This is a genomic window from Pelagovum pacificum (genome assembly GCF_016134045.1).
Classification (GTDB): Bacteria; Pseudomonadota; Alphaproteobacteria; order Rhodobacterales; family Rhodobacteraceae; genus Oceanicola; species Oceanicola pacificus_A.
Map to the genome: position 1 here is coordinate 1,063,367 of NZ_CP065915.1, position 24,891 is coordinate 1,088,257.

A 24,891-nucleotide genomic window follows, 5' to 3' on the forward strand; every position below is an offset into this window, starting at 1 on the left:
AGGATTATCCTCCGCGTCTTACCGCGTCTATCCGGTCCCGTTGCGGGGCGGCCTTGTGTTGCGCGCGACGACGGGTCATGCATTGGCCGAGCCCGCGCCCGGCCTCACGGCGGCGCGGACAGGAGGACACCAGGAGACAATCATGACCATCACACGATGGGGCATCATCGGCCCCGGCTCTATTGCCGAGAATTTCGCGGACGGGCTGGCGGAATGCGATTCGGGCGAGCTGTTCGCGATCTCGAGCCGGAGCGAAGACAACCGCGCCGCCGTCGGCGACAAGCGCGGGATCGACCCGGCGCGGCGTTACGCCGATGCGGCCGACCTCGTCGCGGATCCGGAGGTCGACGCGATCTACGTCTCCACGCCTCACCCGTTCCACGCCGAGATGGCGCTGCTCGCCATCCGGGCCGGCAAGCCGGTGCTGGTGGAAAAGCCCGCCGGCATGAATGCTGCCGAGGTGGAGGCGATCGCCGATGCCGCCCGGCAGGAAGGCGTCGCCTTCATGGAAGCGTTCATGTATCGCTGCCACCCCCAGATCGCCAAGGTCGATGAGCTGATCACCGGCGGTGCGATCGGGCAGGTGACCCACATCCGCGCATCCTTCGGCTTCGACGCCGCACCGAACCCCGACTCGCGGCTTTATGCCCGCAAGCTGGGCGGGGGCGGTATCCTCGACGTCGGCGGCTACCCGGTCTCCGCCGCGATGCATATCGCCGGCGTCGCCCGCGGCGAGCGCTACGCGGAGCCGGTCTCCGTCAAGGGCAGCGGCCACATCGGCGAGACCGGCGTGGACGAAGTGGCTTACGGCCTGCTCGACTTCGGCGAGGGGCTGACGGCGCAGGTCGCCTGCGCCATCCATCGCAACATGGAAAACACCGTCACGATCGAGGGGACCGAGGGCACGCTCGTCATCGACAACCCCTGGGTGCCCGGCCGCAACGCGGGTCCCTCCGACAGCACGCTGCGGATCATCAAGGGCGACGACGTGAAGGTCGTCGAGATCAAGCGCCCCGAGCACCTGTTCACCTTCGAGGCCGAGCTGGCGAGCCGCACCGTCGCCGACAAGCTGTCCGAGGCGCCCGCGCCGGCGGTCTCCCCGGCGGAGAGCATCGCGATCAACAACGTGCTCGACCAGTGGCGTGCCGAGGTCGGCTATACGACCTTCGCCGAAGAGCCGGGCGTCGTGCGCAAGCTCTCCGGCACCATGCCCAAGGGGCTGCCGCAGGTGTCTACCGTGAAGGTCGACGGCATCGACCTGCCGATGAACCGGATGATCCTCGGCTGCGACAACCGCAACACGCCGGCCGAGGGCGCGGTGATGTGGGACGCCTGGATGGAAGTGGGCGGACACACGTTCGATACCGCATTCGTGTACGGCGGCGGCAAACACGAGGCTGTTCTCGGACAATGGATCGCCTCCCGCGGCGTGGCAAAGGAGATCAACGTGATCGCCAAGGGCGCGCACTCGCCCTACTGCACGCCGCGCGCGATCGAGACGCAACTGGAGATGTCGCTCAACCGTCTGCAACTGGACAGCGTTCCGATCTACGTCATGCACCGCGACAATCCTGACGTGCCGGTGGATGAGTTCGTCGACGTGCTCGACCGGCTGAAAGCGGCAGGCAAGATCGGCGTCTGGGGCGGCTCCAACTGGACCACCGCGCGGCTGGCCGAGGCGATCACGCGGGCCGAGGCGACGGGGCAGGCGGCACCGTCGATCCTGAACAACAACCTCGCGCTGGCCGTGATGGAAAAGCCGGTGTGGGATGGCTGCATCTCGTCCAACTCCCCGGAAACGCTGGAATTCCTGCGTTCGCGCAACTTGATGCACCTCAGCTGGTCGTCCGGCGCGCGCGGCTACTTCCTGCCGCCCGAGATCCGGGGCCGGCTGCCGGAAGACACGTCGCCCGAGACCTGCTTCGGGTCGGACGCCAACGCCGAGCGTCGCCGCCGGGCGGAGGAGCTGGCCGACGAACGGGGCGTCACCGCGCACCATGTCGCGATGGCGTGGGTGCTGGCGCAGTCCTTCCCGTCCTTCGCGCTGATCGGCCCGCGCAACCCGGGCCAGCTCGCCTCGACGCTGCCGGCGCTCGAGATCGAGCTCTCCCCGCAGGAGGCCGCGTGGCTCAACCTCGAGGCCGAGAGCCGCTGAGGCACGACATCCCGACCGGGCAGGGCCGTCGTCCTGCCCGGTCGACCGGAACCGCTGTCCGATAGCGGACCAATGACCGGCAGAGGCCGGACCTTCAGCCCACCCAAGCCCTTGTCCCGCCCGCACTTGCTGTCTCGCGGCACGGATCCGCGAGTTCTGACCGGTAACGGACGGGTGTCCGGTAACCGCCTTGAATCTCGTGGCTCAGCCGACAATACCTCCGCCAACTCGAGCAAGGAACGGCCCGTCACATGCGATACCTCCGGATTTTCCTCGTCCTTCTTCTTGCACTGCTGCCGCTTGGCTCGGCGATGGCGCAGGAGGAGGCGGCCAGCGAGCCCGCCACGGAGAGCAGCCTGCAACGGCTGATCGAGGTGATCGAGGACGACGGCGCCCGCGAGGCACTTCTGGAGGAACTCCGCGCCGCCGGGGCGCTGGAGCAGGACACGACCGGCGACGCGATCGTCGAGGCGCTCGCCGACGGTGACGCGCCGAGCGAGAGCCTGTCCTTCGGGCGGCGCATCGCGCTCGTCACGCAGGAAGCGGCGGAAGGGATCGCCGACAGCCTTGGCATGGTCTGGGGCCAGCTGACCGACACGTCCTCTACCTTCGACGGGCTGAGCGGGGACGAGATCGGCGTGCTGCTCGAGGCGCTGCGCGAGCTGCTGCTCGTCATCGTCTGCACCGTCGCGGTCTTCCTGATCCTGCGAACCTTCGGCAAGGTGCAATACCGGCGCATGGGCGCGGCTGCCGAAGCCGGCGGCGTGCTGCGCACCGTCGCGCTTTTCATCGCCTCCGCCCTGATCGACGCGCTGATCGTGGTGATCGCCTGGGCCGCCGGCTACGCGCTGGCCGTGTTGCTGCTGGGCGAGTTCGGCACGATCGGGATCCGGCAGACGCTCTATCTGAACGCGTTCCTGCTGGTCGAGATGGCCAAGGTGCTGGTGCGGATGATCCTGTCGCCCTCGGCGCGGCACCTTCGGGTGCTGCCGCTGTCGGACAAGGCCTCCGCCTATATCGCGGCCCGGGTGAACCTGATCGTCGGGTTCGTCGGCTACGGCCAGCTTCTGGTGGTGCCGATCATCAATTCCAACGTCTCGTGGGCCGCGGGGCAGGCCGTCTCCAGCCTCATCGCGATCGCCGTCGTGCTGCTGCTGGTCTGGCTGGTGCTGCGCAACCGCCGCGCCGTCGCCGACTGGCTGACGGGCGAGGGTCCGGCCGCCCTGCGGGACCCGAACGAGGTGGTCGCCATGCGGGCGATGGCCGATGCCTACCAGACGACGCCGGCACGAAACGCCGGCGCGGCGACCGACACGCCCGAACCGGGTGAGGACATGGCCGCCGACCTGTCCGGCGGGGCCGTGACTGCCGACGAGGGCGAACCGCGCCGCACGACCGACGAAAGCGCCGATCCGGTCGAGGCCCGGCCGGTCGAGGCCGCGTCGCCCGAGGCCCGCCGCTTCGACAACGATCCGCGCACAAGCGAGGACCTGTCGGAGCCCGGCGCCCCCGGCTACCCAGCCGACCCCGCCGCGACCTATACCGACACCGAAGTCGCCGCCGCCATCGCCGAGGCCGAGGGCCGGCGCCGTCGCGGCCCGCTCTATTTCCTCGCCCGGCACTGGCATTGGCCGGCGCTCGCCTACCTCCTGGTGATGTTCGTGATCGTCATGGTCAGCCCCGGCAACGCGGCATTCCGCACGATCACGGCTTCGGGGCAGGTGCTGCTGGTCGGGCTGATCGGCCTCGCCGTCTCGGGCTTCCTGACGCGGGCGATGGTGCGGGGCGTGATCCTGCCGACCGGCGTGTCGGCCCGGATGCCGATGCTGGAGCGGCGGCTGAACCGCTTCGTGCCGCGCACGCTCTTCATCCTGCGGGCCCTGATCTTCGTGCTCGTGGTGTTCTTCGCGCTCGATGCGATCAGTCTGATCGACCTGCGCGGGTGGCTCACCAGCCAGTTCGGGATCGCGGTCACCGGCACGATCATCTCGGTCGCGCTGGTCCTGCTTGGCGCCTTCGCGGTGTGGCTCGCCATGACCTCCTGGGTGGACTACCGGCTCAACCCGGAATTCGGCGACGTCGCCACGGCGCGCGAGCACACGCTGCTCGCCCTGTTCCGCAATGCCGCGACGATCGCGCTCATCATCATCACGATGATGTTCGTCCTCTCCGAGGTCGGGCTCGACATTGCGCCGCTGCTGGCCTCCGCCGGGGTGCTCGGCCTCGCCATCGGTTTCGGTGCGCAGAAGATGGTGCAGGACATCATCACCGGCATCTTCATCCAGTTCGAGAACGCGATGAACGTCGGTGACGTCGTGACCGTGGGCGGCACGACCGGCGTGGTGGAGCGGCTGACGATCCGCTCCGTATCGCTGCGCGACCTGTCGGGGACGTTCCACATCATTCCGTTCTCGTCGGTCGACATGGTGTCCAACTACATGCGCGATTTCGGCTACTTCGTCTGCGACATGGGCGTCGCCTACCGCGAGAACGTCGAAGAGGTGCGCCAGGCCATGCTTGACGCGTTCGAGGAACTGCGCATGGACCCCGACCAGAACGCCGGGATCATGGACGACCTCGAATGGTTCGGCCTCAACAGCTTCGGCGACAGCGCGGTCGTTCTGCGGGCCCGCATCAAGTGTCTGCCGGGCAAGCAGTGGGGTGTGGGCCGGGCCTACAACGGCATTCTCAAGCGCGTGTTCGACGAGCGCGGCATCGAGATCCCGTTCCCGCACCAGACGATCTACCTTGGCGAGTCCAAGGACGGAAAGACGCAGAGCGTGAAGGTCGACCTCGAAGGCAACGTCACGAGCTGAGCAGACGACGCGTGTCAGATGTGCGGCCCCGCAGGGGGCCGCCTCGCTTGACTTCACGCATGGATCGGGCGACGGAACAGGCGTGACCGGTTCCTCCCCAGTTTCCGGCCGCTCCCGGAACGAGAATCGAGATCCAGATGCAGAGCCAGACCATGACGGAGGCGGCAGGCCCCGCCGATTCCACGACGGACGAGTCCGCACGCAACAGGCTGGTGATCGCGCTGCTGCTGGTCTCGGCCTTCACCGTGATCCTGAACGAGACGATCATGTCGGTCGCTTTGCCGCGGCTGATGACCGACCTGAACGTCACCGCGAATGCCGCCCAGTGGCTGACGACGGCGTTCCTGCTGACCATGGCCGTGGTGATCCCGATCACCGGCTTCCTGCTGCAGCGCTTTCACACGCGGTCGGTCTTCCTGCTGGCGATGTCGGCCTTCTCGACCGGTACGCTGATCTGCGCGGTGGCCGGCGGGCTGCCGCTGCTGATCGTGGGCCGGGTGGTGCAGGCCATCGGCACGGCGATCATGATGCCGCTGCTGATGACCACCGTCATCACGCTGGTCCCGCCGGAGAGCCGGGGCAAAACGATGGGCAACATCTCCATCGTTATCTCGGTCGCGCCGGCGATCGGGCCGACGATTTCGGGGATCATCCTGCACTACCTGCACTGGCGCTGGATGTTCGTGCTGGTCCTGCCGATCGGCCTCGGCGCGCTGGCGCTGGGCTACGCGCGTCTGGTCAACGTCACGACGCCGCGCAAGGTGCCGCTCGACATCATCTCGGTGCCGCTGTCGGCGGTCGGGTTCGGCGGCGTGGTCTACGGCCTGTCCACGATCGGTGAGGGCCACGGCGAGGGCGGGGCGTTCCCGGTCTGGCTGCCGCTCGTCGTCGGGGGCGTGACGCTCGCCGTCTTCATCTGGCGCCAGCTCGTGCTCGGCCCGAAGGAGCGGGCGCTGCTCGATCTGCGCACCTTCCGGATCCCGGTGTTCACCGTGGCGCTGGTCATGATGATGTTCGCGATGATGTCGCTGTTCGGCATGATCATCTTGCTGCCGCTCTACATGCAGAACGTGAAGGGGCTGGAGCCGCTGCAGGCCGGTCTGCTGCTGCTGCCGGGCGGTCTGACGATGGGCCTGATGGCACCGTTCGTCGGCCGTTGGTTCGACCGGATCGGAGCGCGCAAGCTGGTGATCCCGGGGGGCATCCTCGTCAGCTCCGCCCTGTGGCTGATGACGACGCTGGCTGTCGACAGCCCGATCCTGATGGTGCTGGCCTGTCACCTGGTGCTGAGCGTCGGCCTCGCCCTGCTGTTCACGCCGCTCTTCACGTCGAGCCTCGGCTCGTTGCCGCCGCATCTCTATTCCTACGGGAGCGCGATGCTCGGCACGACGCAACAGGTCGCGGGCGCGGCGGGGATCGCGCTGTTCGTGTCGATCATGTCGGTGAAGATCGGAGTAGAGCTCGAGACCGGGGCGGACATGGTCGCGGCCACCGCGAGCGGTCTGCGCAGCGGCTTCCTGGCCGCCGCGATGATCTCGCTTCTGCTGATCGTCGCGGGCTTCTTCGTGCGGCGCCCGCCGGACCAGCAGCCCGGCGCGGCGGCGCACGGCCACCACTGACTCTATCGCGCTCGCCGGGGGATGGAGACCATCACCCCGGCGGCCGTGATCGCCAGCACGCCGAGCAGCCCCAACGGGCCCGGCAGCACCGAGAACAGCACGATGTCGAAGCCGAGCGCCCAGATCAGCCCGGTGAAGTCGAACGGCGCCAGCACGCTCACCGGCGCCCGCGCCACCGCCTCGTTCGAGACGATGTGCCCGATCCCTCCCGCCAGTCCCGCGAACACCAGCCAGCCGAGATGCGCGGCCGACAGGCTTTCCCAGCCGAAGGGCAAGGTGGCGAGTCCGGCGACGGCGGCGACGAGGGCGAAGTAGAAGGCGATGGTCGAGGCGCTCTCCGTCACGGTCATGCGCTTCGTGTGGACCCGGACCCAGGCCATCGTGACGGCATAGGCAAGCCCCGCTGCCACGCCGAGCAGCGCGCCGTCGCCGGGCAGGGCGAGCGCCTCCCACAACAGGGCGACCACGCCTGCGAAGCCGAGGCCGACGGCGAAGATCACGGCGGGGCCGAGCGTCTCCTTCAGCAGGATCGCGGCAAGCGGCAGCGTCAGCACCGGGGCGAGGTAGGCCAGCGCCTGCGCGTTGGCGACCGGCAGGTAGGCGAGCGACAGGAACGACAGGGCCATCGAGAGCGCCCCGAGCGTGCCGCGCGTGACGTGAAGCTTCGGATGACGGGTGCGCAATCCCCCGGGGAAGTTGCCGCGCAGCGCCATCCACAACAGGATCGGCGGGATCGCCAGCGCCGAGCGCCAGAACATCACCTGTCCGACCGGCACGCCCTCTTTCGCCACCGCATGAACCGCCGCCGACATGGCCGTCATCAGGAACGTCGCAGCAAGGCGCAGGCCGATCCCCTCGATCAGGGCGCGGCGATGCGGGGCGGGCAGGGGAGTGGGAGTTGCCGTCATCTGAAGGGTCCGGGTCAGGGAGCGTCGCTCCCTGACTGCCCCATTGGCGGCCGGGATGGAATGGGCGGCCTTCTCAGGCCGCCGCCGGGATCATTCGCCGGGGAATGTACGCAACGCCTGCACCCGCGTCTGCAGAATGGCGAGCGCCTTGGAGAGTCGCGCGCTTTCCAGCGAGCTGTGATCGTTGGAGGGGTAGATCTCCTCGCCCTCGGCAATGGCGTTCGCCTCGCGGGCCAGCCGCTCGATCGGGCGGAGGTAGTGCAGGGCGTAGAACACCGACAGCATGGTCATGGCGAAGAAGATGCCGGCGATGCTGACGGCCATGGTCGACATGAACCCGGTGAGGGACGTGCCGCCGTTCAGCGCGGGCACACGCACGACGAGGTTCCAGTTGAAGTGCGGCATGCCCTCGGCGGTCAGCAGGTCGGGGATCACGCTGACGACGGCCGGCGGACCGTTGCGCTCGGTCAGGACACGGGTGATCGGGTGGCCGAGCGAGGACAGGCTGGAGACATCGCGGTCAATCTCGACGTCGAGGATCGGATTGTATTCCGCGACGATCACGCCGTCGTCGCTCTTGACCATGAAGTCGACGTCGAGCTCGTCGGCGGTCTCGGCCATGTAGGAGGTCAGCCACGCGATCTTGAGGCTGTAGACCACGACGCCGACGCTGTTGCCGAAATCATCCACGACGGGGACGGACATGTTGACGAGGCCACTGTTGGAGCCGGGAACGTCGCTCTGGTCGGGCAGGAAGGTGTTGCCGACGCTGCCGCCGGTCAGGCCTTCGCGGAACCAGCGGCGCAGGCTGACATCCTCGCCTTCGCGCTCGCCGCCCGTTCCGGCGATGATCAGGCCGTCGTCGCTCGCGACGCCGACCCAGGCGACGGCATCGGACGCGCGGATCACCGTGTCGGCGAAGTTGCGCATGCCTTCCTGGTCCTCGATATCCAGCTGGCGGGCGACGGCGCTCATGCTTCGCCATTCCCGTTCGACCGCGCGGGAAACCGCGACCTGCAGGGCCTGGCCTGCGCGCTCGGCGACGAGGGTCTGGCTCTGGTATTCATGCTCAGAGACGTAATTGCGCACTGGCAGGAACACGATCGCAAGTGCGGCGACGAAGGCCACGACCGAGAAGTTGATCAGCGTTATCGAGAGTTTGGGAAAGTTCTTTTCCATGAGTAGGCTGCTGCTCCGCTCTGCCAGTGGCCCTTGTGACAAATGGTTAATCACGCTCAAATTTGTGGTTAATGTGGCAAGCTTGGGAACATCTCGGTCGAGTTGCGTTGTCATGCCGCAACGTAGCGATACCGCCACGACGGCGCTGAATCTGGGTCGCCCGCCTTCTTAATCGCACGATTGCTGCGATAGTGAGGGCGCAGTCCGATGATCCAGCCTTGGGAAGGAAATGACATGCGCCGCGGCCTCCTGACCGGTCTCAGCCTTGCCACCGCATTCGCCGCGTCGGCCGCGCTGGCCGACGGGGAATTCCTGCAGCTCGACGTGGCCGAAGGCGGCACGGTCGGGGTCGTGGGAAGCGTGACGCGCGGCGACCTGAATTACGGCGCGGTCTACACCGGCTACGACGGCGGCGCGGCGCTTGGCCTGAGCGTGACGGCGACGCTCGGATGGCCCGAGTTCGCGACGGTGAAGTTCGGCCCGACGCTCGGCTACGACTATTCCGAGAGCGACGACGAGACGGAGTCGAACTACGGCGCCAAGATCTCTATCGAGCGATACATGCCCACCGGGTTCGGCGCACTCTACGGGCTGGCCGAGTACAACTCGATCGACGATGCCTACTTCCTGCTTCTCCAGCCCAGCTTCGGGCAGTCCGGCTTCGGCATGGAGCTGACGAGCGGCGGCTCCGACAATTACGAGGAGCGCGCAATCGCCCTGACCAAGCGGTTCGACGGCACGCCCTTCACTGTTCGGGCGGGCTACAAGTTCGATTCCGAGGAAAGCTTCGTCGGCTTCGCCATCAACACCTTCTGACGACGCGGCTCAGCTGCGCTGGCCCACCAGCGACAGGCGCCGCCCGATGTCGGCCAGCAGGACCAGTGCCTGCGAATTGGCGACGCCCGGCGCCACACCGTCTTCCGCGTAGAAGCGCAGGAACAGGTTCTCGCGCTGCTCCTCGGTCAGGACCAGTTGCAGGCGCGCGCCGTCCGGCGTCTCGGAGATGACGTAGGCCTCGACATCGCCCACGTCGCGGATGTCGAGCAGGCCGCGCTGGCCGATCTTCAGCTTCTCGCCGCGCAGATGGACCGTATCCGTCGTCAGCGACGAGATCCAAAGCGCGCGCGGCTTGCCGTCGACCACGAAGTTCGCGCGCTCGGGCTGGTCGGCGATGTGCACTTCGCGGCGCGGCAGCTCCACGCAGGTCAGTACCGTGAAGCAGAGCACGACGAGGTTGTAGACCGTCCAGAACAGCACGACCCACTTGCCGTCGCCGGCATCGTTGTAGGCGAAGCGGTCGAAGACCATTCCCAGGCAGAGCCCGATCACGGTAAGCGCCAGCAACACGGCGAAGGGGGCCATCATGCGCCACTGGATGACCACCTTGGAGCGGTCGCCCCCCTTCGCGGTCACCGAGAACGGATGGCCATGCGGACGGAACAGGCCGACGATCGCGGCCCGCGTGATGGGGATTGACCCGATCAGCTGGCTGACGTCGTTCAGGATCGGAACGATCACGCCGCGGCTCAACAGGTTCAGAACCATGAAGGTCCAGAGGTAGTAGGGCCCGAAGACGCTGATGACCTCCGGCAGGCGGGCGTCCACGACGATGATGTTGAAGTACCAGTAGAGCAGGGGGAACACGACGACCGCGAAGCGGAACGAGAAAGCCGTCATCCAGTAGAAGATGGAATCGATGACGCTGATCCGGTCGCGGAGACGCAACTTGTTCGTCTTGCGCGACAGCGGCCCGAGGCGCGAGCGCGCGATCTGCATGAGACCGAGGCACCAGCGCGCGCGCTGCGTGACATATTCCTTCAGACCCTCGGGGGCGAGGCCCTCGGTCAGGGGTTCGGACAGGTAGACCGACTTCCAGCCGGCATCGCTCAGGGCGAGCGTCAGCATGAAATCCTCGGTCACGCTGTCGGTCGGCAGGCCGCCGATGTCCTGCAGCGCGGTCCACCGGGTGACGGAGGACGTGCCGCAGCATACCGCGATGCCCCATCCGTCCCGCGACAGCTGAACGTGATCGAAGAAGAACCGCTGCTCGTCGGGGTAGGACCGCGACAGGCCGAGGTTGTGCTGGATCGGGTCGGCGTTGAAGAAGTGCTGCGGCGTCTGCACCAGCCCGACGTCGGGGTCGTGGAACAGCGCCAGCGTGCGCGAGATGAAGCCCCGGTGCGGCACGAAATCGGCGTCGAGCACGGCGACGAAATCGGGGACTTCCGCGTCCTCTGCCAGCCGCGCGAGCGCGTGGTTCAGGTTGCCCGCCTTCGACCCCTTGTTGTCGGGCCGGATCATGTAACGCACGCCCTGCTTGGCGCAGTACTCGCGCAGCCACTCCCGCCGTCCGTCGTCGAGGATCAGCACTTCCTTGTTCTGGTGGCGCAGCGACTTGGCCCCGATGATCGTGCGCTCGAGGACTTCCAGCTCCTCGTTGTAGGTCGCGATCAGGATCGCGACGCGCGGCTCCTTCGCATCCTTCCACCAGCCGAGGTTGGCCGTCGCCTCGTCCGAGCGCTGCTTGAAGCGGGACATCATCACGAAGGCCATCAACGTGCCGCACATGTTGATCATCTCGAGCGCGTAGAGCGTCCAGCTCGCCAGCATGTCGGCCGTCCAGCCGGCGGGTGCCAGCGTTTCGGTCCCCCGCCACCACGCGTAGCGGACGGCGAGGAAGAACGACACGGCGTAGAGAAACGTCCGGTGCCGCTCGTTCGTCTTGTCGATTAAGGTCGGCAGGATCAGCGCGATCCCCGCGACCAGCACGACGAGGAAGAACGACGACCAGAGTTCGGACAGGTGCGGGAAGGGCAGCATGTCAGCGGAACAGTCCCCGGATGCCGTCGAGCGGGCGGCCGTCGAAGAACACCCGTCCCGTGCGCCCGATCCCGCAGCCCGGGATGTCGAGCGCCGGAAGATCGGGCACGACGAGCGCGACGTCGAACCGTTCGAGGTGTTTGGCGGTCGGGGCGACGGCGTAGTTCTCGTAGACCCGCTCCGCCCCGGTGCCGGCAAGGCGGCTGATGGTGGCGGGCATGACCTCGGTCATGCCGGTCATCCGGAAGGACGCGGCCTGTCCGATGGCGAGGTCCTGATAGACCTGCTCGGTCACCGAGACATGCACCATCGCCTGGTCGCAGTTCACCAGCCGCAGCACCGGATCGCCGCGCTGGACGATCACCTCGTTGGCCTGCAGCACTTCCCAGTAGAGCCCCTTCGTCGGCGAATAGAGGTCGCCGCCGCTGAGCGTGTTGAGCCGCAGCCGCTCGCGCCGGATGCGGGTTTCGATCGCGTCGCTGCGTTCTTCCATCTCCGCCAGCCGCGCCTCGAGCGCGCCGATATCGCCCTGAAGCTCGACCGCGCGCTGCTCGGCATTCGGCGAATCGTTGTAGCCGTCGCCGAGGAACACGTCCTGTTCCGCAGCGCGCACCGCGATCTCCAGCACGTCGACATCTTCCTCTGCGCTGGTGAGGATCATCGACTCGGGCGTCTCGGCCGGCGGGAGCCAGTCCAGGATCTCGTCCGAGGCATCGACGAAGAGCCGCGCCTGTTCCGGCAGGTCGCCCGATTGCAGCAGGCTGAGCCGGTCGCGGGCATGGCCGAGCCGCGTGCGGAGTTCGGCCAGTCGTTCCTCGCGGAACAGCCGAGTGCGGTCCATAAGTGCCGCGTACTGCGTCTCCGTCGCCTCCAGTTCGGCGCGGAGCCGCTCGATCTCGGCCTGCGCGAAATCGTTCTCCATCAGCAGATCATTCAGTCGAACGTTGTCGGCCAGCCGGTCCGTCACCGTCCCCAGCACTTCGCCCCGGCTTACCGAAGCGCCGACCGCACGGTCCGCAAGCTCCAGCCGTCCGGCCGTCTCCGCCCGCACCGTCACGACAGGGGCATTGACCACGGCGTTCGCGCTTGCGCCGGCCATCTGTTCGCCGACGAGCACCCACAGGGCGACGCCGACCACGACAATTCCAATGATGAGTCGCGAATATCTCACAACCGCTCTCCAAGTCATATGCGGCTCGGGAGGGAAGACGTGGAGCCGCGACACAATCCTTCTTGAGACTTGGTTAATGTGCGGGTGCAGCAGAAACGGGGCGTAAATGTGTCAGGAAATCAGAGACTCAGCAGTCCGAACTTTCCCTAAAGGCAACTTCCGCAAGCTGGTGCAGCGTCGCGGGATAGTAGGGTTGTGCCTTGTCATACTGGGGAATCTCGCCGCATCCCCCCAGGGCGAGGACGGCACGATACCCGGCGAAGTCGCTGCGCGATTGCGTTTCCCCGTCCGACCCAATGTGCGTGGCGACGGTGCGATTGTCCAAGGCGAACGCGGTGACGCCAAGCCCCGCCGCCGGATGGTCCCGGCGTCCCGACCATGCAAGGTAGAGCGGAATCCGGATCGCGTCGTAGGCGGAGCGGAGGTCATGCTCTTCCGGCTCGGCGAAGCCCTCTTCGGTCACGTCGATCCAGTCGGGAAGGAAGGCGCCCTCGGCCAGTTCGGCGAGCAGCGTCTCGCCATGATCGGCGGCCCGCACCAGCCGCGGCGCGTCGAAGGCCTCGCCCAGTTCCCGTAGCGCGCGGGTCATGTAGTAGGACGGGTTCACCAGCACACGGCCGTCCCTTATTCGCGATTCCGCGCCGGGGCGCAGCAGCAGCTCGGCCGGCGCCCGCGGGTCGGGCCAGAGGCACGAGGACGACAGGTCGCGGACGATCAGCTCTGCCGTCTCGCGATGGCCGGTCCAGCCTGAATCGCGATCCGCCCGCAACAGTGCCCATGCCCGGAAGAGGTCGCCGTCGGTGGCATTGCGCCAGTCCGTCACGAAGCCCTCCGGCGACCAGAGCCACGCGAGCAGGTGATCCTGCCGCACCGCAAGATTCGCACGCGTCCAGAGCTCCATCCGCTCGAACGCGGCGCGGTCGCCGTTGGCCTGCGCGAGCAGCAGCCCGTAGCCCTGACCTTCCGAATGGCTCACCCCGTTCTGACCGCCGTCGACGACCCGGCCTTCGGGCAGCAGGAACGCCTCCGACCAGTCGGCCCAGCCGTCGGAGGCAGCCCGCGCCGACCCGGCAAACCCGGTCGCCGCGAAGCACGCGGTGAGGCCCAGAACTGTCCTTCGGCGCATCCGTTCGATCCTCCGGTCTTGGTCGTGAATGACGTAGGCACGTAAGCCCACGCTGGAAAGGGTCGAGCCGCGGGTCAGGGAACCTTCACGACCGATAAACTGTTGGTGAGCGTACATATCTTACATGGAATGGTGCCATGGCTGTTACCCGTGACGAAGCCTCCGACGGACAGGATCGCAATGGCGAGGAGGGCGGTAGCGGCAAGCTGAAGCGCGCCATCGGTCCGGGACTCCTGTTGCTCTTCGTGGTCGGCGATGTGCTCGGCACGGGGATCTACGCCCTGACCGGCAAGGTCGCCGAGGAAGTCGGCGGACTCGTGTGGGTGCCGTTCCTCGTCGCCTTCGTGATCGCCGCGCTGACGGCATGCAGCTACCTGGAGCTGGTCACCAAGTACCCACGCGCCGCAGGGGCTGCCCTCTATACCGAAAAGGCGTTCGGCATCCACTTCATCACGTTCCTCGTGGCCTTCACGGTGATGTCGTCGGGCCTCACCTCCTCCTCCACCGCCGCCCGCGCTTTCGCCGAGAATTTCGCCACCGGCTTCGGGTTCGAGTTCGGTGGGATGGCCGTCACCGCGATCGGCCTCGGCTTCCTCGCCATCATCGCGCTCATCAACCTGCGCGGCGTGGGCGAAAGCGTGATGGTCAACGCGGTCTTCACCTGCATCGAGCTGACCGGTCTTCTCATCATCGTCGGCATCGGCATCGCCGTGTTTGGCGCAGGAGAAGCCGAGATCGGCCGCGCTTTCGAGTTCGACAGCGCCGACGGTGTCTTCTGGCCCGTGATCGCGGGCACCACGCTCGCCTTCTTCGCGATGGTCGGGTTCGAGGATTCCGTCAACATGGCGGAGGAGACGCAGAACCCGTCGCGCAACTTCCCCAAGGTCCTGTTCGCCGGCCTGGCGATCGCGGCGATTCTCTACCTCGTGGTCTCCATCGTCGCGATTTCCATCGTCCCGGTGGAGGAGTTGTCCGAAGGCGATACGCCGCTTCTGAAGGTCGTCGAGGCCGGGGCGCCCGGCTTTCCGCCGTGGATCTTCGGGCTCATCACCATGATCGCGGTCGGCAATTCCGCCCTCATCAACCTGCTGATGGCGAGCCGTCTGGTCTACGGCATGAGCGAGGAGGGCGTGCTGCCCTCCGTCCTCGGTCGCGTGAACAGCGCCAGGAAGACGCCGGTGACGGCGATCCTCTTCACCACGCTTCTGGCCGCCTGCCTCGTCACCTTCGTCGGAGCGGTGCCCGAACTCGGCGGCACGACCGCGCTCTTGCTGCTGGCGGTCTTCACGGTCGTGAACGTCGCGGTGCTGGTTCTGCGGCGGGACAGTGTGGACCATGACCACTTTCGCGCGCCGCCCTTCGTTCCGATCCTCGGCGCATTGACCTGCGCGTTCCTCGTCGGACCGTGGACCGGACGCGAGCCGGCGCAATACACCATCGCCGGCGTGCTGATCGGCATCGGGGTTCTGCTCTGGGTGGCGACCCGAATCTGGATGCGCAGCGCGCGCTGAGGCGAGCGCAGGTGCGGTCTCGGAAGAGGGGGGATGGTGGGCGACCCTGGAATCGAACCAGGCGTGGGTCTCCCCGGCGGAGTTACAGTCCGCTGCCGCACCTTGCAGCACGTCGCCCATCGTGGGGCGCACCGATAGCTTTGCCCCTCGCGGGCGTCAACCCGATTTTGCGCACCGATTTCGCGCGACTTGCACCCGGCTGCGCGCCGTCGCATGAGAGGGTATGAAGAAACCGTCCTGGGTCATCGACAAGGAGCGCTCCAAACGCGCGGCGGCATCCGAAACCATCTGGTTGTTCGGCCTGCATGCGGTGCGCGATGCGCTCGAGAATCCGCGCCGCGACAAGCGTCGGCTGCTGGTCACCAAGAACGCGCTCGACCGGCTGGGCGACGCGGTGGCGGCCTCCGGGCTCGAACCCGAGATTGAGGATCCGCGCAAGTTCTCCGCTCCGATCGACAAAGGCTCCGTCCATCAGGGGGCCGCGCTCGAGGTGCGGCCGCTGGACTGGGGTCCGATTTCGGACGTCTGTGTTCCGGCGACCGATCTGCCGGCCCGCGTGCTGCTGCTCGACCGGGTGAGCGATCCCCACAACGTCGGCGCCATCCTGCGCTCGGCCGAGGTGTTCGGCGCGCTCGCCGTGATCGGCGTCCAGCGCCACGCCGCGCCGGAGACCGGGGCGCTCGCCAAGTCCGCCAGCGGCGCGCTGGAGCGGCAGCCCTACCTGCGCGTCGGCAACCTGTCGAACGCCATGGAGCAGTTGCGTGACATGGGCTACCTGCTGGCCGGTCTCGCCGGCGAGGCGGAGCAGGACATCGGTCCGGCGCTGGCCGGGCAGGGCGACCGCCCGATCGCGCTGGTGCTCGGCGCCGAGGGGCCGGGTCTGCGCGACAAGACCCGCCAGACCTGCGATCTGCTGGTGCGGATCGGCGCGGCGGGCAGCTTTGGCTCGCTCAACGTCTCGAATGCGGCGGCAGTCTCCCTATATGCGTCCCGTAACCTCTGAGAGGGTCGATGGAGACGAAGATCGCCACTTGCTGCTATTGCGGCACCCGCGCCGCGCTGGTCCTCGACCGGGGTCGGCACGAGTTGAGTTGTGCGGGCTGCGGCGCCCCTCTGCACGACATGAAGCGCCTGAAGGCGACGCCCGAGCGGCGAGAGGTGCATCACAAGCCGGTCCCGGGCGGGCACGACCGCAAGGAAATGCCGAAGAAGCGGAAGCAGAAGAAGTCGTTCAAGCGTCGCGCCGTCTCTGGGCTGTTCGACCTCATCGAGGACATCTTCGACTGATGCCCGCGCCGTGCGTGCGACTGCGCCCTTCGGGCGGCACCCGCCCACCCGGACCCTCTCCGCAGCGTTCACATTCTGCTGAGAAAAGCTCCACCCGTCCGATATCGCACCCATATCCATTGGCAGACGCGCGATCTGGAACATCCGCGTCATGCACTGTCCCTCGTTCCACACCTCATGCGCCCTCGGCCCTGTGCCTTGGGCGCCTTTTTCTGCCGGAGGCCCCATGGACGACGCCCTGATCCGGGATGTGCTGACACGGACCCGCACCATCGCCCTTGTCGGCTATTCCGCCAATCCCGACCGACCCTCGCACCGGGTCGCTCACTTCCTGAAATCGCGCGGCTATCGGGTGATCCCGGTCAATCCCGGACTCGCCGGGCAGGAGGCACTGGGTGAAACCGTGCAGCCGTCGCTGAGCGAGATCGAGGGTGACGTCGACATGGTCGACATCTTCCGTCGCTCCGACGCCGTTCCGGCAGTCGTCGACGAGGCGCTTGAGCGCTGGCCGTCTCTCGGCACCGTCTGGATGCAGCTCGGCATCACCCACGACGAGGCGGCAGCGAAGGCCGAAGCGCAGGGCGTGACTGTCATCCAGAACCGCTGCCCCGCCATCGAGTACCCGCGCCTCATGGGCTGAAGCGCCCTTCACGCCCGACGCCGCGGGCGGGTCAAGTCCCGGCGATCATGAGCGTTTCAGGCATTGTCAGATAGCAGTCCGGCAACGGACGCTGTTCGTTTGATGTCTCGGGCAGACCAATGTCCGTTATCGGACACGTGTCGCGCGACCTAGCCGCGCGACGCCTTCTCCTCGAGGCCGCTGGTTCCCGCGCGCCTGTCCAGTTCCGCCTCGATGTCCGACAGCATGACGCCCCGCGCCGCGCACATCACCAGGAGATGGTAGAGAACGTCGGCAGCCTCCGCCGTCAGCCGCTCCCGGTCGCCCTTGACGGCCTCGATCACAGCTTCGATCGCCTCCTCACCGAACTTCTCGGCGCATTTCTCCGGCCCCTTGGACAGCAGCTTGGCCGTCCAGCTCTCCTCCGGATCGGACGACAGGCGACCGCGAATGGTCTCGGCCAATTGCGCGATGCTCATGTCATCCTCACCGGAATGCCGGCGGCGGCCATGTGGGCCTTCGCCTCAGCGATCGTGTGGGTGCCGAAGTGGAAGATCGACGCGGCGAGCACGGCAGAGGCCCCGCCTTCCGTCACCCCTTCGACGAGGTGGTCGAGCGTGCCGACGCCGCCACTGGCGATGACCGGCACGTCGACCGCGTCCGAGATGGCCCGCGTCAGGGGCAGGTTGAAGCCCTGCTTCGTGCCGTCCCGGTCCATCGAGGTCAGCAGGATCTCTCCGGCGCCCTTCTCGGCGGCCATCACGGCGAACTCCACCGCGTCGATGCCGGTCGGGCGGCGGCCGCCGTGGGTGAAGATCTCCCAACGGCCGGGCTCCACCGTTTTGGCGTCGATGGCGCAGACGATGCATTGCGCGCCGAAAACGTTTGCGGCTTCGCTCAGCACGTCCGGATTGGCCACGGCGGCGGAGTTGAAGCTGACCTTGTCCGCGCCGGCCAGCAGCAGGTTGCGCACATCCTCGACCGTCCGGACGCCACCGCCGATCGTCAGCGGCATGAAGCACTGCTCCGCCGTGCGCGTGGCAAGGTCGTACATCGTGCCGCGGTTCTCGTGTGTCGCATGGATGTCGAGGAAGCAGAGCTCGTCCGCACCGGCGGCATCGTAGGCGCGCGCGCTCTCCACCGGGTCACCGGCGTCGATCAGGTCGACAAAGTTGACGCCTTTCACCACGCGTCCGTCGGCAACGTCGAGGCAGGGGATGATCCGGGTTTTCAGCATCAGGCGGCCTTCATCAGAGCCATCGCCGCGGCGAGGTCGATCGCTCCGTCATACAGCGCCCGGCCCGAAATCGCGCCGGCGATCACGCCGGTTTCCTTCAGCGCGGCGAGGTCGTCGAGCGAGGAGACGCCGCCGCTGGCGATGACGGGAATGTCGACGGCCCGGGCAAGCGCTGCCGTTGCGGCCACGTTCGGCCCGCCCATGGCGCCGTCCCGTTCGATGTCGGTGTAGATGATCGCCGCGATGCCCGCGTCCTCGAACTGGCGGGCGAGATCGGTGACGAGAAGCTCCGTCTCCTCCGCCCAGCCCCGCGTCGCGACCCGCCCGTTCCTGGCGTCGAGTCCCACGGCGACCTTGCCCGGAAACGTTTTCGCCGCGTCCCGGACAAGTGTCGGGTTCTCGACAGCCACGGTGCCGAGGATGACGCGCGCAAGCCCACGATCGAGCCAGCGTTCGATCGTCGCCATGTCGCGGATCCCGCCGCCGAGTTGTACGGGGATGTCGACCGACGCGAGGATCGCCTCGACCGGCGCGGCATTCACCGGCGTTCCGGCGAAGGCACCGTTGAGATCGACGAGATGCAGCCACTCCGCCCCGGCTTCGACGAAATGCGCCGCCTGTTCGGCAGGCGTGTCGCTGAAGACCGTCGCGGCGTCCATGTCGCCGCGCAGGAGGCGGACGGCCTGGCCGTCCTTGAGGTCGATGGCGGGGTAAAGGATCATCTCGCGGGCTCCTTTTCGTTCGCGAAAGCAGATGGCACGCTGCCTCGCCGGATGCAACTTGGCCTGTCCGTTTCCGGACACGCGATGCCAAACGGACGTCCGTCCGGAAACCGCCACCGGTGCGTTAAGGATGTGGAAAGGCCTTCGCCGCTAGAGATGGGCAACCCAAGGCGGATTGCGGAGGATGCGATGCCAAAGGACACGATGGACCGGCGGGTCCGGCGGACACGGACCGTACTCGCCCAGACGGCCGAGGCGCTTCTGGACGAAGGCCGCTGGACCGAGGCGTCGGTGCAGGAAATCTGCCAGCGCGCAGACCTCGCCCGGTCGTCCTTCTACGCCCATTTCGCCTGCAAGGAGGGTCTGCTGACCTGGATGCTGGAAGAAAAGCTCGCTGCTTCGGATGACGAGATCGCCGCGATCCCCGACCGTCACGGGCGGCTCGTGACGCTGACCTGGCTCGTCTGGCACATCCGCAGCGCGCGACCGCTCTACCGTCACCTGCTGTCGGACGCCGGCCCGGTCGGCCTGCGCCGCCGACACGAAGTGCGGCTCAGGACCGCGCTCAGTCGCGAGATCGGGCGGTCGGTGCAGGGCAGGGGGCCGGAGCCGCTGCGCTTCATGGCCGCCGGTGCTCTGGCCGTGGTCGAGGACTGGCTGGCCCGTGACAAGGGACTTGGCACTGCGGACGTGGAGGAACGGTTGCATGCGCTGGTTTCTCCGGCCCTTGCGGTGGCCTGAGAGCGGTAAGGAGGGTCACCGAACGGGCTCCGCTGGCGACCGTCTTGCCACCAGGGGGACCGAGCAGGCGATCGGTTTGCAGACCTGCCGGGGCGGGGCCAGTCGATCCGGACCAGCATTCGGTGCGGAAACGGTGCGGGCGCGCGTGTGCTTTTGAGCGTTCGCAAGTAGCGCTGACTACGGCATCCAGTTCAGGAAGTTCGCGATCAGTCGCAGCCCGGCGGACTGGCTTTTCTCCGGGTGGAATTGCGCGCCGATGATCGTGCGACGACCGACGATGGCGGTGACTTCTCCACCGTAGTCTACATGGGCGAGGAGGTCGGCCTCGTTCACCGTGTTCATCTGGAAGGAATGCACGAAGTAGGCGTGATCGCCGGTCGAGATGCCGTCCAGAACCGGGTGCGGGCGGTCGATGACGAGGTCATTCCAGCCCATGTGCGGCACTTTCAGTGACGGGTCCGCGGGCCTGATCCGCTCCACGTCGCCGGGGATCCAGCCGAAGCCCGGGACCGGCTCGAACTCGTGACCGGTCGTGGCAAGCAACTGCATCCCGACGCAGATGCCGAGGAAAGGGCGGCCGTCGGTCTCGACCCGCTCGATGATCGCCTCGGACAGGCCGCGGCGTGAGAACAGCGCGTTGCGGCAGGCGGGAAAGGCGCCGTCGCCGGGCAGCACGATACGCTCTGCGCGACGGACCTCGTCGGGATCGGACGTGACGATGACGCGGCCGCCACCTGTCTCCGCCGCCATACGTTCGAACGCCTTCTGCGCGGAGTGCAGGTTGCCGCTTTCATAATCGATGATCGCGGTGGTCACAGCGCGCCCTTGGTCGAGGGGATCTCGTCGGCCTTGCGCGGGTCGGGCTCGACCGCGACGCGCAGGGCGCGGGCGACTGCCTTGAACGCGGCTTCCGCAACGTGGTGGCTGTTCAGCCCGTGAACCTGATCGATGTGCAGCGTGATGCCGCCATGAGTCGACAGCGCCTGGAAGAACTCCCGCACCAGCTCCGTATCGAAGGTGCCGATCTTGGGGGAGACGAATTCGAGCGTGAAGATCAGGAACGGTCGCCCGGACAGGTCGAGGGCGGCACGCACTTGCGCATCATCCATCGCGAGCGCGCAATCGCCGTACCGGCGGATGCCGCGCTTGTCACCGAGCGCCTCTGTCAGGGCCTTGCCGAGCGCGATGCCCACATCCTCGACCGTGTGGTGGTCGTCGATATGCAGATCGCCGTCGCAGCGCACCTTCATGTCGATCAGCGAATGCCGCGACAGCTGGTCGAGCATGTGATCGAAGAACCCGACACCGGTCTGGTTGTCATAAGTGCCGGTCCCGTCGAGGTCGATCTCGACCGAGATGCCGGTTTCGGACGTCTGTCTGGTAACTGTCGCGCGTCTCATGGCCCTGCCTTTCCCGCGGCCCTTATAGGCAGCGCGGAGGGGTTAGGAAAGATGCCCGCGAATAACGAAAAATCTTAGTGTGTAAAGGACATTAGGTTGCGTCCGGAGACGGCGGTATAGTCAGAGCACTATCGATTCGAAGTCCAGTTTCAAACAAATGACCGGGTCCGAATTGGTGTTCGTCAGTGGACACGGGCCCACGCCTTTCCGGGGGAACCATGTCCAGACCGAACTTGCTTGGGAGCGCCGCGGCGCTCGCGACGGCGCTATTTCTCGCCGCACCCGTCAGCGCCCAGTCCAGCTCCATGACCGTCGACGGCGTCACCGTCACGATCACCGGCGGCGGCTCTCAATCCGTCACGTCCGTCGACGGGGGCACGCGGATCGGGCTGAATGGAAACGTTTTCGAACTCTACCAGGACCGCGTCGTGATCGACGGCGAGGTGATGGAGACCTCCGGGTTCACCGAGGCGGAGATCGACAGCACCGATGGCGTGAAGCTCTTCCTCGACGGCGCGCTGTTCTACGAGATGACCGAGGCGCAGGTCCTTCAGGCCGCCGTGGATGACGGTGACATCGACGCGATGAATGACCTTGGCCTGCTCTACGTTGAGGGCGAGGGCGGTGTTGAACAGGATTACGCCCGCGGGATCGAGTTGATGACGGCCGCGGCGGAGGGCGGAAACCAGTATGCGCAGGCCAACCTTGCCTTCGCCTACAACACCGGCAAATGGGGCGTCGCGCAGGATGAAGCGCAGGCCCGCGACTACGCCGGGCTGTCCGCCGAACAGGGCAACCTGATCGCGATGCGGCTCTATGGCGGGTTGCTGCTCTACGGAGAGGGTGGGGAAGCGGACATCCCGACCGGCCTCCAGATGCTGACGACCGCCGCCGAAAGCGGCGACGCCCTCGCCATGAATGCGCTCGGCGTCGCCTATGGCACCCCCGATTTCGGGGTGCAGGATGCGGCGGCGGGCACCGAATGGTATCGCCGCGGCGCCGAAGCGGGTCTCGCCGTCTCGCAGTCGAACTATGGTTTCGCATTGCTGAACGGCACGGGGACGGAGGCCGATCCGGCGGAAGCCTACCGCTGGTTCCTCGCCGCTGCAGAGCAGGGCAACATCGTCGCGATGCGCAAGACGGGCGAGCTTCTGGCGAACGGCACCGGCGTGGAGGCCGACCTCGTCGCGGCGCGCGACTGGCTCTCGCAGGCCGCGGCGGGCGGGGACGAACCGGCGGCCGACATGCTCGAGCAACTCGATGCCTACGAGGCGGGTCTGACGGAAGAGGGCGCGACCGACACCGACGATGCTTCGACCGAAGAGACCTCGACGCCCCCCGACCTGCCGCCCGCCGAGGCGGCGATCTACTTCTATGCCGAGGCCGGAGAGCCGATCGGTCCGGTCACGCTGACCGACCTGCGCGCCGCGCTTGGCACGCTCGGTCCGGACACGCTGATCTGGTCCGATGGCATGGCCGACTGGACGCCCGCCGCGCAGGTCGAGGGCATTGTCGCGAAGTGAGTTTTTCAAGGGAGTGAGACTATGAGACGTTTCTTTACAAGCACTTGCCTGATCGCCGGCCTGCTCGGCGCCACTGGCGTGGTGGCGCAGACACCACCGCCGCTGCCGGTCACGCCGCCGCCGTTGCCGACCCCGCCGCCGCTGCCGGCGGTCTCGGCCTTCATCGACGAGGGCGGCACACCGGGCGGCCCCTACGACCGGGAGGCGCTGACTGCCAAGGCAGACGAGGGCGCGCTGACCGCCGAGACGCTGGCCTGGATGGAGGGCATGACCGACTGGACCCCGGCGGGCGAGGTCGAGGACCTTGCCTTCCTGTTCGACGCGGACACGGCCGAAACGGAGGAGACTGCCGAAGGCATGGCTGACGCGGCAGAGCCCGCCGAGGGGATGGCCGACACGGAGGAGACCACCGAAGGGATGGTCGACGAGATGGAGGAGATGGCCGAAGAGATCGACGAGTCGCTCGAGGTCACCACCGATGAGAGCGAGACGGCGGAGTCGGGCGCGATCGACCCCGCGACCGCGATCGTCGGCGCGTGGTACGAGGAATCCCCGGTGCCGATCCCCGGCGTCGGCTTCGGCCTCGGCAAGCTGACGACGACGTATGGCGCGGATGGAAACGTTTCCGCCGAGGGCACGATCGAGCTGGACATGCAGGGTATGCCGCTTGAGCTGCCGATGTCCCTGACGGGGAGCTACACGATCACGCCGACGTCGGGCGAAGCGTTCGACCTTGCAATCGACGGCGAGATCGAGGTGACCATTCCCGGACTCCCGCCCGAAACCGGACCGATGCAGGAAACCGTAACGCTCGAGTTCCTGGACGCCGACACGATGCGCGACCCGGAGTCGATGGGGACCATTACGCGGGTGGAGTAGTCGGAAAGGGAGGCGCTGCGGCCGGCGCAGCGCCTCTTCGATGCGGACCCGTCCGAAGCGGTCAGTTCGACAACAGGCTGTTGAGTTTCCGGACCGGCGGGACCGGCTCGTCATGGCCAATGATCTGGATATGACCATCGGCCATGCGCTTGAAGCCGACCGCCGAGAATCCGCCGAATCGCTGACGAGGTAGGTCAGTGAGGTCGAACAGACTGTAGGAAGCGGTTCCCGTGGCGGCCTCGTCGACTTCGATCAGGCCGATGATGCGGTTGTCGCCGACCGGTTCGGCGACGATGAAGCTCGTCTCGTCGTCGCGTCCCATGGAGTTGCAGATGACGATGCCGCCGTGACTGTCGCCGAGGTTGGCGTAGATGTGCGGGCGTCCCTCGCCGGGCTTGGGGAAGGTGACCTTGCCGCCCAGCAACTCGATCATCCCTGCGAGCAGAAGTACCGGACCGGAGGCCGATCCGGCGTCGGCCGGCAGGTCCGTCTGATTGTCCAGCGGGCGTCTGCCGAGCGCGAGCCAGGATTCATCGACCTGAAGCAATTCCGCGATGGCATGCAGCTTTCCATAGCGCGGACGCGCCAGACCCCTGTACCATTTATTGATCGTGTTGGATGAGACGTCGACCCGCGCTTCCTCGAGCAGCCGGTTCTTGAGCCATTTCTGACGTCCCTGAACCATCTCCGGAGAATCGGGATGACTCTCCACTGCCAGCCTCAAACGGTAGCCGAATTCCTTCGTGGTATCGCGCAACTTTGCTTCCCCCCGTCAGTCCCAGGGGCCAGCGCCGCAAACATTTGCTTCGCGACATATTCCACCCAAACGTGACCGATCTCTTAAACGTCTACTAAACAATCCCTAAGGGCAGCCCCCTGCTGCCCTTAGGTCACCTAGACTTCCCCCTATCTGCTCGTATTGCAAGAAGATTTTGAAAATTCTTTTGATATTTCACGCATGAGATTACCAAAATTCGTATTCACCTTTCGAGTCCTGACTCGCTGAACAATTCAGTCTTGCGATGATTTCACCTTTAAGGTGGATTTACGTGGATATTGGAGTTGAATGCTTGAATCAACTTTTGGCTAACCAATGGCCTTTAAGCAAATTTTGTTTGTCAGTCATGAGTCAACTGCCCAACTTCCGCCAGATTTGGTGCATCTAAATATCTGAAAAT

At 66.6% G+C, this 24,891-nt stretch carries 22 protein-coding genes and 1 tRNA gene; 11 read left to right on the plus strand and 12 right to left on the minus strand.

Translation table 11 applies throughout. The features are described 5' to 3' along the window. Positions 1-142 precede the first annotated feature (142 nt). From I8N54_RS05395 to I8N54_RS05405, 3 genes are all read left to right on the plus strand, one after another. Positions 143-2,155: an aldo/keto reductase gene (locus tag I8N54_RS05395; protein ID WP_140193542.1), complete on the plus strand. Its 2,013-nt coding sequence runs from the start codon at positions 143-145 to the stop codon at positions 2,153-2,155. A gap of 251 nt (positions 2,156-2,406) precedes the next feature. Beyond that, positions 2,407-4,971, plus strand: a complete 2,565-nt coding sequence (locus tag I8N54_RS20130; RefSeq protein WP_231592463.1) for a mechanosensitive ion channel domain-containing protein — start codon at positions 2,407-2,409, stop codon at positions 4,969-4,971. 137 nt (positions 4,972-5,108) lie between these two features. Continuing rightward, positions 5,109-6,590, plus strand: coding sequence for an MDR family MFS transporter (locus I8N54_RS05405; protein WP_140193541.1), 1,482 nt, complete (start codon positions 5,109-5,111; stop codon positions 6,588-6,590). A 2-nt stretch (positions 6,591-6,592) separates the two neighbouring features. On the opposite strand, the gene I8N54_RS05410 is transcribed toward I8N54_RS05405, so the two are convergent. Both I8N54_RS05410 and I8N54_RS05415 read right to left on the minus strand, forming a co-directional pair. Further along, complete coding sequence (locus I8N54_RS05410) at positions 6,593-7,498, minus strand: DMT family transporter (RefSeq protein ID WP_140193540.1); 906 nt, start codon at positions 7,496-7,498, stop codon at positions 6,593-6,595. A 90-nt stretch (positions 7,499-7,588) separates the two neighbouring features. Continuing rightward, a complete protein-coding gene (locus I8N54_RS05415) occupies positions 7,589-8,677 on the minus strand; it encodes a cache domain-containing protein (RefSeq protein ID WP_140193539.1) in 1,089 nt (362 codons plus the stop codon). A gap of 234 nt (positions 8,678-8,911) precedes the next feature. On the opposite strand from I8N54_RS05415, the gene I8N54_RS05420 reads away from it, so the two are divergent. After that, positions 8,912-9,493: a hypothetical protein gene (locus I8N54_RS05420; RefSeq protein WP_140193538.1), complete on the plus strand. Its 582-nt coding sequence runs from the start codon at positions 8,912-8,914 to the stop codon at positions 9,491-9,493. Between the two features lie 9 nt (positions 9,494-9,502). On the opposite strand, the gene I8N54_RS05425 is transcribed toward I8N54_RS05420, so the two are convergent. From I8N54_RS05425 to I8N54_RS05435, 3 genes are all read right to left on the minus strand, one after another. Then, positions 9,503-11,497 (minus strand): glycosyltransferase, encoded by a 1,995-nt coding sequence (locus I8N54_RS05425; RefSeq protein ID WP_140193537.1) that lies wholly within the window; start codon positions 11,495-11,497, stop codon positions 9,503-9,505. A 1-nt stretch (position 11,498) separates the two neighbouring features. Continuing rightward, positions 11,499-12,635: an HlyD family efflux transporter periplasmic adaptor subunit gene (locus I8N54_RS05430; RefSeq protein WP_232790435.1), complete on the minus strand. Its 1,137-nt coding sequence runs from the start codon at positions 12,633-12,635 to the stop codon at positions 11,499-11,501. 160 nt (positions 12,636-12,795) lie between these two features. Then, the gene (locus tag I8N54_RS05435; protein WP_140193535.1) at positions 12,796-13,794 is read right to left on the minus strand and encodes a glycosyl hydrolase family 8; all 999 of its coding nucleotides are present in this window, start codon (positions 13,792-13,794) and stop codon (positions 12,796-12,798) included. A gap of 137 nt (positions 13,795-13,931) precedes the next feature. Between I8N54_RS05435 and I8N54_RS05440 the strand changes: the two genes are divergently transcribed. Continuing rightward, entirely contained in the window at positions 13,932-15,305 is a 1,374-nt protein-coding gene (locus I8N54_RS05440; RefSeq protein WP_140193534.1) for an APC family permease, read from the plus strand. Positions 15,306-15,339: 34 nt separating this feature from the next. Here the strand turns inward: I8N54_RS05440 and I8N54_RS05445 are convergent. Then, positions 15,340-15,423: transfer RNA gene (locus tag I8N54_RS05445), tRNA-Tyr, on the minus strand. 105 nt (positions 15,424-15,528) lie between these two features. Here I8N54_RS05445 and I8N54_RS05450 point away from each other — a divergent pair. The 3 genes from I8N54_RS05450 (at position 15,529) to I8N54_RS05460 (ending at position 17,232) form a co-directional block, all read left to right on the plus strand. Beyond that, entirely contained in the window at positions 15,529-16,308 is a 780-nt protein-coding gene (locus I8N54_RS05450; protein ID WP_140193533.1) for a TrmH family RNA methyltransferase, read from the plus strand. Between the two features lie 8 nt (positions 16,309-16,316). Further along, on the plus strand, positions 16,317-16,592 hold the full coding sequence (locus I8N54_RS05455; RefSeq protein WP_140193532.1) for a hypothetical protein: 276 nt from the start codon (positions 16,317-16,319) through the stop codon (positions 16,590-16,592). 226 nt (positions 16,593-16,818) lie between these two features. After that, positions 16,819-17,232 carry a CoA-binding protein gene (locus I8N54_RS05460; protein ID WP_140193531.1) on the plus strand — a complete coding sequence of 138 codons (414 nt, stop codon included), beginning with the start codon at positions 16,819-16,821 and terminating at the stop codon, positions 17,230-17,232. Positions 17,233-17,381: 149 nt separating this feature from the next. On the opposite strand, the gene I8N54_RS05465 is transcribed toward I8N54_RS05460, so the two are convergent. Genes I8N54_RS05465 through hisA form a run of 3 tightly spaced genes read right to left on the minus strand, consistent with a single transcriptional unit; the run spans position 17,382 to position 19,170 of the window. Then, complete coding sequence (locus I8N54_RS05465; protein ID WP_140193530.1) at positions 17,382-17,690, minus strand: phosphoribosyl-ATP diphosphatase; 309 nt, start codon at positions 17,688-17,690, stop codon at positions 17,382-17,384. Next, positions 17,687-18,448, minus strand: coding sequence for an imidazole glycerol phosphate synthase subunit HisF (gene hisF / locus I8N54_RS05470; protein ID WP_140193529.1), 762 nt, complete (start codon positions 18,446-18,448; stop codon positions 17,687-17,689). Before hisF ends, I8N54_RS05465 begins: the two co-directional genes overlap by 4 nt. Next, positions 18,448-19,170 (minus strand): 1-(5-phosphoribosyl)-5-[(5-phosphoribosylamino)methylideneamino]imidazole-4-carboxamide isomerase, encoded by a 723-nt coding sequence (gene hisA / locus I8N54_RS05475; protein ID WP_140193528.1) that lies wholly within the window; start codon positions 19,168-19,170, stop codon positions 18,448-18,450. The genes hisF and hisA overlap by 1 nt, the downstream gene beginning before the upstream one ends. A 189-nt stretch (positions 19,171-19,359) precedes the next feature. On the opposite strand from hisA, the gene I8N54_RS05480 reads away from it, so the two are divergent. Further along, a complete protein-coding gene (locus I8N54_RS05480) occupies positions 19,360-19,911 on the plus strand; it encodes a TetR/AcrR family transcriptional regulator (protein ID WP_197097492.1) in 552 nt (183 codons plus the stop codon). Positions 19,912-20,088: 177 nt separating this feature from the next. Here I8N54_RS05480 and hisH read toward each other — a convergent pair whose 3' ends face one another. Beyond that, positions 20,089-20,727 (minus strand): imidazole glycerol phosphate synthase subunit HisH, encoded by a 639-nt coding sequence (gene hisH / locus I8N54_RS05485; RefSeq protein WP_140193526.1) that lies wholly within the window; start codon positions 20,725-20,727, stop codon positions 20,089-20,091. Then, positions 20,724-21,311: an imidazoleglycerol-phosphate dehydratase HisB gene (gene hisB / locus I8N54_RS05490; protein WP_140193525.1), complete on the minus strand. Its 588-nt coding sequence runs from the start codon at positions 21,309-21,311 to the stop codon at positions 20,724-20,726. The genes hisH and hisB overlap by 4 nt, the downstream gene beginning before the upstream one ends. A 218-nt stretch (positions 21,312-21,529) precedes the next feature. Between hisB and I8N54_RS05495 the strand changes: the two genes are divergently transcribed. Together I8N54_RS05495 and I8N54_RS05500 are read left to right on the plus strand one after the other, a co-directional pair. Then, positions 21,530-22,834 carry a GYF domain-containing protein gene (locus tag I8N54_RS05495; RefSeq protein ID WP_140193524.1) on the plus strand — a complete coding sequence of 435 codons (1,305 nt, stop codon included), beginning with the start codon at positions 21,530-21,532 and terminating at the stop codon, positions 22,832-22,834. Between the two features lie 21 nt (positions 22,835-22,855). Then, positions 22,856-23,713, plus strand: a complete 858-nt coding sequence (locus tag I8N54_RS05500) for a DUF4339 domain-containing protein (RefSeq protein WP_140193523.1) — start codon at positions 22,856-22,858, stop codon at positions 23,711-23,713. Positions 23,714-23,774: 61 nt separating this feature from the next. Here the strand turns inward: I8N54_RS05500 and I8N54_RS05505 are convergent, their stop codons facing one another. Continuing rightward, positions 23,775-24,470, minus strand: a complete 696-nt coding sequence (locus tag I8N54_RS05505; RefSeq protein WP_140193522.1) for a hypothetical protein — start codon at positions 24,468-24,470, stop codon at positions 23,775-23,777. Positions 24,471-24,891 lie beyond the last annotated feature (421 nt).

What these genes read in the sequence shown, in the direction of transcription:
- I8N54_RS05395 (WP_140193542.1), top strand. Translation starts at nt 143, where the DNA reads ATGACCATCACACGATGGGGCATCATCGGCCCCGGCTCTATTGCCGAG.
- I8N54_RS20130 (WP_231592463.1), top strand. Translation starts at nt 2,407, where the DNA reads ATGCGATACCTCCGGATTTTCCTCGTCCTTCTTCTTGCACTGCTGCCG.
- I8N54_RS05405 (WP_140193541.1), top strand. Translation starts at nt 5,109, where the DNA reads ATGCAGAGCCAGACCATGACGGAGGCGGCAGGCCCCGCCGATTCCACG.
- I8N54_RS05410 (WP_140193540.1), bottom strand. Translation starts at nt 7,498, where the DNA reads ATGACGGCAACTCCCACTCCCCTGCCCGCCCCGCATCGCCGCGCCCTG.
- I8N54_RS05415 (WP_140193539.1), bottom strand. Translation starts at nt 8,677, where the DNA reads ATGGAAAAGAACTTTCCCAAACTCTCGATAACGCTGATCAACTTCTCG.
- I8N54_RS05420 (WP_140193538.1), top strand. Translation starts at nt 8,912, where the DNA reads ATGCGCCGCGGCCTCCTGACCGGTCTCAGCCTTGCCACCGCATTCGCC.
- I8N54_RS05425 (WP_140193537.1), bottom strand. Translation starts at nt 11,497, where the DNA reads ATGCTGCCCTTCCCGCACCTGTCCGAACTCTGGTCGTCGTTCTTCCTC.
- I8N54_RS05435 (WP_140193535.1), bottom strand. Translation starts at nt 13,794, where the DNA reads ATGCGCCGAAGGACAGTTCTGGGCCTCACCGCGTGCTTCGCGGCGACC.
- I8N54_RS05440 (WP_140193534.1), top strand. Translation starts at nt 13,932, where the DNA reads ATGGCTGTTACCCGTGACGAAGCCTCCGACGGACAGGATCGCAATGGC.
- I8N54_RS05450 (WP_140193533.1), top strand. Translation starts at nt 15,529, where the DNA reads ATGAAGAAACCGTCCTGGGTCATCGACAAGGAGCGCTCCAAACGCGCG.
- I8N54_RS05455 (WP_140193532.1), top strand. Translation starts at nt 16,317, where the DNA reads ATGGAGACGAAGATCGCCACTTGCTGCTATTGCGGCACCCGCGCCGCG.
- I8N54_RS05460 (WP_140193531.1), top strand. Translation starts at nt 16,819, where the DNA reads ATGGACGACGCCCTGATCCGGGATGTGCTGACACGGACCCGCACCATC.
- I8N54_RS05465 (WP_140193530.1), bottom strand. Translation starts at nt 17,690, where the DNA reads ATGAGCATCGCGCAATTGGCCGAGACCATTCGCGGTCGCCTGTCGTCC.
- hisF (WP_140193529.1), bottom strand. Translation starts at nt 18,448, where the DNA reads ATGCTGAAAACCCGGATCATCCCCTGCCTCGACGTTGCCGACGGACGC.
- hisA (WP_140193528.1), bottom strand. Translation starts at nt 19,170, where the DNA reads ATGATCCTTTACCCCGCCATCGACCTCAAGGACGGCCAGGCCGTCCGC.
- I8N54_RS05480 (WP_197097492.1), top strand. Translation starts at nt 19,360, where the DNA reads ATGCCAAAGGACACGATGGACCGGCGGGTCCGGCGGACACGGACCGTA.
- hisB (WP_140193525.1), bottom strand. Translation starts at nt 21,311, where the DNA reads ATGAGACGCGCGACAGTTACCAGACAGACGTCCGAAACCGGCATCTCG.
- I8N54_RS05495 (WP_140193524.1), top strand. Translation starts at nt 21,530, where the DNA reads ATGTCCAGACCGAACTTGCTTGGGAGCGCCGCGGCGCTCGCGACGGCG.
- I8N54_RS05500 (WP_140193523.1), top strand. Translation starts at nt 22,856, where the DNA reads ATGAGACGTTTCTTTACAAGCACTTGCCTGATCGCCGGCCTGCTCGGC.